Below are 7,832 nucleotides of genomic sequence, written 5' to 3' on the forward strand. Positions count from 1 at the left end.
CCCGAGGCGCGCGGCGCAGGCTGGCGGCCCTCGTCGATTCGGGGTGGTTCTTTTGTTTTTTTTTGGGGGGGGCGGTGCAGGAGTGGCGCTTCGTCGATGTGGGGTGGGGTTCGACGTGCGCGGTGCGGGGGTGGCGCTTCGTCGATATGGGTGGGTTTGGAGGCGCGCGGGGTGGGCTGGCGGCCTTCGTCGATATGGGCGGGGTTCGAGGCGCGCGGTGCGCGTGTGGGGCTTCGTCGATGGGGCAACGGTTTCGAGGCGTGCGGTGCGAGTGTGGCGCTTGTCGGTGAGGGGTGGGTGGGTGGGTGGGGGTGCGGTGTCCAGTGTGGAGTCTTGCTGGTGTGGGGTGGCTTTTTGGTTGGGTGGGGGGGTGAGTGTGAGTGGGCGGGGAGAAGGAGGCCCGCCCTCGGGGGTGAAAGGAGGGCGGGCCGTGGGGGGAGTTAGTTCTCTGTCAGGTAGGCGATTTCTTGGGCCTGGGTGGCCTTGTCTTCGAGGTAGGCGGTGTGGCCGACACCGTTCCAGGGGAGGAGTTGGGAGCCGGTGATCTGGTGGGCCAGGGCGACGCCCCAGGGGTAGGGGGTGGCGGGGTCGTGGTGGCCGGTGACTACGAGGACTTTGGGGCCGTTCACGGGGGTTGGGGCCCATGGGTTCGCCGGGGGGATGGGCCAGCCGATGCAGCCGACTTGGACGTCCCAGGCTTCTACGTAGCCTCGGGTGATGGGGGCCAGGCGGGCGGCTTCGGCTTCGCGGGCTTGGAGTTGGGGGAAGCTGTGGATGTCGGTGGGGAAGTCGTGGCAGGTGATGACTCGGTAGGCGGGGTCGGTGGGGGCGTCGAAACCGGTGCCGGACTTCAGGGCCTCGGCGAGCATGGGCCAGGCGCGGGGGGAGGTGAGGGCGCCGTAGGCGGTGAAGCCGACGGCGTCGGTGGTGTTGAGTTGGCGGTACCGGGCGGTGACGTCCTGGCCGTGCATGGCGCAACTCGTGTCGGACTGGCACCAGGCCACGAAACGGGTGAAGACGTCTTCGGTGGTGCGGGTTTCGTCCATGACCATTCGGCGGACGCCGAGGGTGTGGTCGACGGCTCCGTCCAGGACCGCGGCGCGGACCCGGGACGGGTAGAGGGACGCGTAGGTGGCGCCGAGCATCGTGCCGTAGGAGAGGCCGAGCCAACTGATCTTGGACTCGCCCAGGGCGGCGCGGATGACGTCGATGTCGCGGGCGGCGCTGATCGTGTCGACGTGGTCGATCAGGGGGCCGGTCGCGGCGCGGCAGGAGGCGGCGACCGCGCGGTTGTGCGCGACGAGGGCGTCGTACTGTGCCTTGGTCTGCGGGAAATCGCTGATGGTGGGGTCGGTGGGCGCCACCGGGCACTTGACGGGCGTGCTCTCGCCGACGCCGCGGGGGTCGAAGCCGACCAGGTCGAAGCGGTCGCGCAGGGACTGGGGGAACAATTCCTTGCCGTAGTCGCGAACCAGCTCGACACCGGAGCCGCCCGGTCCGCCGGGGTTGAACAGCAGCACACCGACGCGGTGCGCCGGATCAGCCGCGGACAGGCGGGTCAAGGCGATGGTGATGCGACTCCCGTTGGGGTGCGCCCAGTCCAGCGGAACCTGGACGGAACCGCACTCGGCTCCCTCGGCGCCGCACGGGGTCCAGCGCGGCGGGGATGCGGCCGCCGGTCCGATTGTGACAACTGTGGCCGCGGTCGCGACAAGGGCGACAGCGGCGATGCGTTTGGTCCACACAAGGCGATCCTCGCGAGTGGATGATCAGCGCTCATCCACCCGGGGGATGATGGTGGCCCCGAGATGTCACCGATGTTTGCGGCCGACCCCGGCCAGGGTCGCCGAGTGCGCGGGCGACGAGAACGGCTCGGTTTCGTCGTCGTACTCGGGGTGCCAGTCGGGGGTCCAGACCAGACCCGGTGCCACCAGGTCGAAATCGCCGAAGAGGGCGGCGATCTCGGCGCGGTCGCGGGAGATCAGCGAGGTGCCGGACTCCTCGTAGAACCGCTTCACCAGCCGCAGGTCGGCCGCCACGTCGGGGGGGACGCCGTCGGCGGTGAAGTGGGAGACGGCCAGGTACGAGCCGACCGGCAGCAGTTCGCGGTAGCGGGCGACCGAGACCGGACCGACATCCGATCCGGTTGCCGGGTCCGGCTGCCGCACGTTCAACACGGCGATCACCAGCAGCGCCAACGGCTGGCCGATGTCGACCACGCCGGAATCGGCGATCCGCTGCCACAGCACGTCCGGGGCGCGCAGGTCCGCGGCGACCGCGGCGTGCCGGACCGGGTCGCCGGTGCGTTCCAGCAGCACCCGCGCCTGGGCGACGACCACCGGGTCGTTGTCCACGTAGACGACCCGCGCGTCGGCGTCGGCCACCTCGTGCGTGGTGCCCATGGTCGGCACCCCGGACCCGATGTCGACGAACTGCCGCACCCCGAGCCCACCGAGGTGCTGCACGGCGCGACCCAGGAACCGCCGGTTGGCGCGGGCGATCGAGCGCAGCAGCGGGAACCGGCCGAGCACCCGGTTGGCGAAGTCGCGGTCCACCGCCCAGTGCGCGGTGCCGCCGAGCAGGTAGTCGTACACCCGGGCCACGCTGGGCCGTTCGAGGTCGACCGGACGCGGGCGGTACGGGTCGTCCTCGGCGGTCACCATCGCGTCCTTAGGCCGTCCGGCTGATTGTGATCAAGGATAGGACTCCGGACCGGCTCCCAGCTATCCGACCAACGTGTGGCTGTTCACCCCTCCTCCCGGCGCAACCGCTCGATGAACTTGACCGTGTCGTCCCGGGTGAGCGCCACCGCCCACAACCGGTCGAAAAGCTCTGCGAACGGCGCGATCTGCGCGGGCTTCGTCAGGTACCGCGGCTGATACGGGTCTTCCACACACACGAAGTCCTGATCGCCCTCGGCCATGTGCGCGATTGTGTACTCGGTGGTGCCCACGACGGCTACCGCGTCGTAGGGCAACACCCGCACTGTCAGGTGTTCGTGGTGGGCCATCAGGTCCGGTAGCGAGTCGAGCTGTTCGAGGGTCGCCGCCCGGCCGTGCCCGGCCAGGCGGCGCAACGCGCTTTCGCTGACCAGGTAGTCGAACCGGCAGCCCGGGTTCTGGGTAAGAGCCTCGACCCGGAACTCCCGCGCGGCCACCAGGGCGTTGAGCTGCTCCTGGTTGGTCGGCCCGAGTTCCGCGGCCCGGCGCACCACATAGGGCGCACAGCGCAGCGGACCGGGGATCGCCTCCAGGTGCAGGCCGCGGATGCGGACCGCCGATCGCTCGGCCCCGTGCAGCCTGCGCAACTTCGGTTCCGGCCAGTCGTCCTCCTTGAGCGATGCCAGGCCGTGCAACGTCCACAGCCGCTCGGCGTCCTCGTGCGGGACGTCGAGGACCGCGACGAGCCGCTCCAAGTCCCGTTTCCTGATCCTGGTGGTCTTCGTCTCGATCTTGTTGATCTTCGACTGGCTGCAGCCGAGCGCCCCGGCGAGCGAGACCTGGCTCATGCCCCGTCGGTCGCGCCACTGCTTGAGCAGGTGGCCGAGTCGAAGGCGTTCGGTGTCACCCACGGGCACCACCCGGGTCCCGGTTCGGCCGTCCGGGGAACCCCCGGACGGCGCCCGTGATCGCTAGTGTGATTATTACTCTTCGACAGCGTGCCCCCTGGCGTACCGGAATCGGAGTGCTCACCGCCGATGGATGACGATCCGCGCACCGCGGTGACATCGTTGCCGGGAAACCCTTCTCGTGCGCCGGGGCGACGCCCCGGGTGTCCCTCTGACCGGGCGAGATGACTCCCCCGCCGTTACGCGGGGCCGAACGCGCCCGCGCCGCCCACGAACTGGCCGCCGCCTTCCAGACCGGTACCGGCATCCCGGCGCTGGCCGAGGAGAGCGGTCGGTCCCCGACCCTGGTGCGCAGGCTGCTGGAAGAGGCCGGGGTGGTCGCCCCCGCCTGGCCCGCCTGCCTCGGGCTGCCCGAGGACCGGCTGGCCGCCGTGCTCGCCGACCGGTACCAGCGCGGCCGGTCGATGCAGGCGCTGGCCGAGGAGAGCGGCATCGACCGCCGCACCATCCGCCGCCTGCTGGAACGCGCGGACGCCGCCCCAGCCCCCAGATCAACCGCGGCCACGCTGACAACCACCGACCTCATCCACCTCTACCAGGCCGGGAGCAGCCTGCGCGGGCTGGCCGAGCGCTCCGGCATGTCCTACGCCAAGGTCCGGGAGACGTTGCTCGCCGCGGGCATCACCCTGCGCGGCCGGGGTAACCCCACCGGCCGCGCGGACCAGGACCAGGCCTGACCAGCGGTGTTCCGCCGGTCGGGAGTGCGGGCCGGTGCCTGCGCGATCGGCTGCGGCGCAACGGAACCCGCCGGTAAGCCCGCGGGCGCAGGACCGGTGTCGCGGCGCAGGACCGGAGCGAACAACGCGATGGCGGCCACCAGACCGCCGAGGGACTGACCGGAGCGGGCCAGCCAGGCGGGGGTCGACTGCTCGGCGACCAACCACGCCACCACCGCGAGGGCGGCCACCAGCACCGTGAACGCCAAGGCGCGCCACGGAGTTCGGCGGGTGTGCACGGCGCGGTGCCTGCCCGGCCGGTCGGAACCGCGGTACAGCACCACGCACCACACGGCGGCGCGGGGATCGCGGGGAGTGGCGGGCAAGATCACCGGATCGAGCGATCGCACTCCGATCCGCTCAGGTGGCGATGGGGCGGGATCGGGACGTAGTATCCACATCGAAGATTATTCCTTTAGTAGATGAACGATGCCGACACCGGAGCTGCGCCAACAGTTGCGGTGTCCATGGGCCGCGACTCGCAGGCGAGTCGCGGCCCTTGTTCGTCATTCAGTATGCACGACCGATCTTACCCCGTTGCCGGGGTGGCTATGAGCTTGACGCCGGACGGTCGCCGCACTGCGGTGAACGGCCCACCGATTCGGGCGCGCCGAACGCCCGCTGGCAGCCATATGTCCACAGTGGACAAACCAGGTCGACGCGAATGGGTGATCAAACCGCCGGCGGTCACCGTGCGCGCCCATATTTCGTCGCCAACCGATCGGTACTCGTCTATTTGAGTGAAACCCGCGGGCCGGTCAGTTCCCGACGCAGTAGAACCGCGGCCGGTGCCCACCTTGCCGCACCCGCGTCGGCGCCGTCCGCGCGGCCTGCCGGTTGTCCAGAGTTTGTCGTGTTCTTGGCACGTCCCCCCGTGGTAATCGCCGAAACCGCGGCGCACCGGATCGGCAACCCGGTCACAACCGGCCGATTCCTCCGGCCGGGCCCGCCGCGGTCGATGTCGGGGCGGAGAGGAGTCGGCGCGGGAGGCGGATGGCTGTGGATGAGACCGCGCGGTTGGCGGCACTGCACGAATACGGGGTGCTCGACGCGCCCGCCGACGACGAGCTCGCGGCGGTCGTGCGGGTGGCCGCCCGGGTCGCGAACGTGCCGACCGCGACGCTGAACCTGCTCGACGAGCACCGCCAGTGCCAACTGACCACGGTCGGCTTCGAGGGCGGCGACTCCGCGCGCGAAGACTCCATGTGCGCCGTCGTCGTCGAGGGCGGCAAGGCCGTGCACGTCCCCGACGCCCGCCTGGACCTGCGGTTCGCCGCGAACCCGTGGGTGACCGGCCGCTTCGCCGAGGTCCGCGGGTACGCCTCGGTCCCGCTGATCACCCCCGAGGGCCACGTGCTCGGCACGCTGTGCGCGTTCGACACCGAACCGCGCGAGTTCGGCGACGCGCAGATCGCCGCCATGGAAGACCTCGCCATGGTCGTGCTCGCCCTGTTCGAGCGGCGCAAGCAGGCCCGCGACACCGCCGGTCTGGCGGCTGCGGCGCAGACCGCGCGGTCGCAGGCCGAGGATTCCGCGCGCGAACTGGAGGTCCGCCAAGAGCTGACCGAGGCCGTGTACGAGTCCATCGACGTCGCCATCGTCGCCTGCGACGAGAACGGCAGGCTCACCCTGTTCAACCGGGTCGCCCGCCGCTGGCACGGTCTGGACGTCGACTCGGCCATCACCCACGACCAGTGGGCCACCCACTACAGCCTCTTCGCCGCCGACGGCGTCACCCCGCTGGCCGCCGACGACATCCCGCTGTACCAGGCCCTGCACGCGGGCTCGGTCCGCGACGTGGAGATCGTCATCGCCACCGCGGACCGCGACCCGGTGCGGGTCAAGTGCGCCGGACGGGCCCTGCGGCGAGCCGACGGAACCCTGCTGGGCGCCGTCGTCACGATGACCGACGTGACGGTGGAGCGCGTGCAGGGGCAGGAACTGGCCGATCGGGAGCAACTGCTGGCGACGATCCTGGAGACGGCGCCGGACTCGTTCATCGTCACCGACGCGCGCGGGGTCGTGACGGCGTGGAACCCGGCCGCCGAGGAGATGTTCGGGTGGACAACCGATGAGGCGTGCGGGCGTGGGCTCGGCGAGCTGATCGTCCCGCCGCACCTGGCCGCCGCGCACCAGCACGGACTGATGAGCCGCGCCGCCACTGGGCACGCACGGCTGCCGGACGGCCTCATCCAGGTACCCGCTGTTCGTCGGGACGGGAGTGACCTCCTGGTCGAGCTGAGCCTGGCGTCGTTCCCGTGGCAGGGGGAGCAGCGGTTCCACGCGTTCTTGCGGGATGTGACGGAGCGCGAGGCCGCTCGGGAACGGTTGGCGTTGGCGAACAGCGAGTTGGCGGCCGCGAACGACGAGCTGGATCGGTTCACGGCGATGGTCGCGCACGACTTGAAGAGTCCGTTGACGGCGATCACGGCGTACACGGAGGTTTTGACCGATCTCGCGGCGGACCGGGGGGCCAGCGAGGAGAAGGCGTTGGCGGCGATCTCGCGGGCGGCGCTGCGGATGACGGTGATGATCGACGACCTGCTCGCGCACGCGCGGGCGGGGGCGGAACCGTTGGGGCTGCGGGAAGTCGACCTCGACGGGATTGTTGACGATCTCGCTGCTGAGCTCTGCGCTGGGCGTGATGAGGTTGTGATCACGCGGGACGCGTTGCCCGCGGTGCCGGGGCATCCGACATTGCTGCGGCAGGTGATGGCTAACTTGTTGGGGAACGCGGTGAAGTACGTGGCGCCGGGGGTGGTGCCTCGGGTGCATGTTGGGGCGAGTTTTGAGGGTGGGGCGGTGACTGTACGGGTCACTGACAACGGGATTGGGATACCGGCGGATGCGCGGGAGAAGGTTTTTGCGCTCTTTCATCGGGAGAATGGGAATTATCAGGGGACTGGGATTGGGTTGAGTACTTGTCGGCGGATTATTGACCGGCATGGGGGGCGGATTTGGGTGGATCCGGGGAGTGTGGTGGGGAGTAGTGTGTGCTTTACGGTGCCGGGGGTGGTGACGGCGCCGGCGCCGAGGGGGAGTGACGGGGTGGTGCGGTTGCGGGTGCAGCGGTCTTGATGGTCACTGGGCCTCGGCTGCGCCTCGGGGGTCGGCCTGGTCGCCTTCGGCGACGCCGGCGCTTGGGCGCCAGATAAAGCGGGGGTGCCCGTTGTGGTGAAGTTGTTTTGTTTGGGGCCCCTAGCGGCAGCCTGGGTAAGGCAAAAAGGCGGGGCCACTGGAAAGCGTGGCCTTACCCGCCCGCCGGCTTAGGCCACCGCTCCCCCCAAACAAAACAACTCCACCACAACGGGCGATTGGGATCGGCGGGTCCCGAGGCGCGTGGGGTGGGCTGGCGGCCTTCGTCGATTTGCGTGGGGTTTCGAGGGGCGCGGTGCCGGTTGGTCGTGGTGGGTTGTGGTGCGGTGGGTTGTGGTGCGGTGGGTTGTGGTGCGGTGGGTTGTTGGGTGGCGGGGCGGGTTTGGTAGGGG

The 7,832-nt window shown here is 70.2% G+C and carries 6 protein-coding genes; 2 read left to right on the plus strand and 4 right to left on the minus strand.

Annotated elements, in window-relative coordinates:
• Positions 1-440: 440 nt before the first annotated feature.
• The 3 genes from H504_RS0126015 to H504_RS0126025 all read right to left on the minus strand — a co-directional run bounded on the left by H504_RS0126015 (position 441) and on the right by H504_RS0126025 (position 3,571).
• Complete coding sequence (locus H504_RS0126015) at positions 441-1,745, minus strand: alpha/beta fold hydrolase (RefSeq protein WP_026425167.1); 1,305 nt, start codon at positions 1,743-1,745, stop codon at positions 441-443.
• A 66-nt stretch (positions 1,746-1,811) separates the two neighbouring features.
• Entirely contained in the window at positions 1,812-2,663 is an 852-nt protein-coding gene (locus H504_RS0126020; protein WP_026425168.1) for an SAM-dependent methyltransferase, read from the minus strand.
• Between the two features lie 83 nt (positions 2,664-2,746).
• Positions 2,747-3,571 carry a helix-turn-helix domain-containing protein gene (locus H504_RS0126025; protein ID WP_026425169.1) on the minus strand — a complete coding sequence of 275 codons (825 nt, stop codon included), beginning with the start codon at positions 3,569-3,571 and terminating at the stop codon, positions 2,747-2,749.
• Between the two features lie 221 nt (positions 3,572-3,792).
• Here H504_RS0126025 and H504_RS42690 point away from each other — a divergent pair, with 221 nt between their 5' ends.
• A complete protein-coding gene (locus H504_RS42690) occupies positions 3,793-4,305 on the plus strand; it encodes a helix-turn-helix domain-containing protein (RefSeq protein WP_035306201.1) in 513 nt (170 codons plus the stop codon).
• Here H504_RS42690 and H504_RS0126035 read toward each other — a convergent pair.
• Positions 4,212-4,694 (minus strand): hypothetical protein, encoded by a 483-nt coding sequence (locus H504_RS0126035; RefSeq protein ID WP_157440638.1) that lies wholly within the window; start codon positions 4,692-4,694, stop codon positions 4,212-4,214. The genes H504_RS42690 and H504_RS0126035 overlap by 94 nt on opposite strands.
• A gap of 643 nt (positions 4,695-5,337) precedes the next feature.
• Here H504_RS0126035 and H504_RS39045 point away from each other — a divergent pair.
• Positions 5,338-7,422 (plus strand): GAF domain-containing sensor histidine kinase, encoded by a 2,085-nt coding sequence (locus H504_RS39045; protein ID WP_051386282.1) that lies wholly within the window; start codon positions 5,338-5,340, stop codon positions 7,420-7,422.
• Positions 7,423-7,832 lie beyond the last annotated feature (410 nt).

Origin of the sequence: Actinokineospora inagensis DSM 44258 (genome assembly GCF_000482865.1) — a bacterium.
Taxonomy (GTDB): domain Bacteria; phylum Actinomycetota; class Actinomycetes; order Mycobacteriales; family Pseudonocardiaceae; genus Actinokineospora; species Actinokineospora inagensis.

What these genes read in the sequence shown, in the direction of transcription:
- H504_RS42690 (WP_035306201.1), top strand. Translation starts at nt 3,793, where the DNA reads ATGACTCCCCCGCCGTTACGCGGGGCCGAACGCGCCCGCGCCGCCCAC.
- H504_RS0126020 (WP_026425168.1), bottom strand. Translation starts at nt 2,663, where the DNA reads ATGGTGACCGCCGAGGACGACCCGTACCGCCCGCGTCCGGTCGACCTC.
- H504_RS39045 (WP_051386282.1), top strand. Translation starts at nt 5,338, where the DNA reads ATGGCTGTGGATGAGACCGCGCGGTTGGCGGCACTGCACGAATACGGG.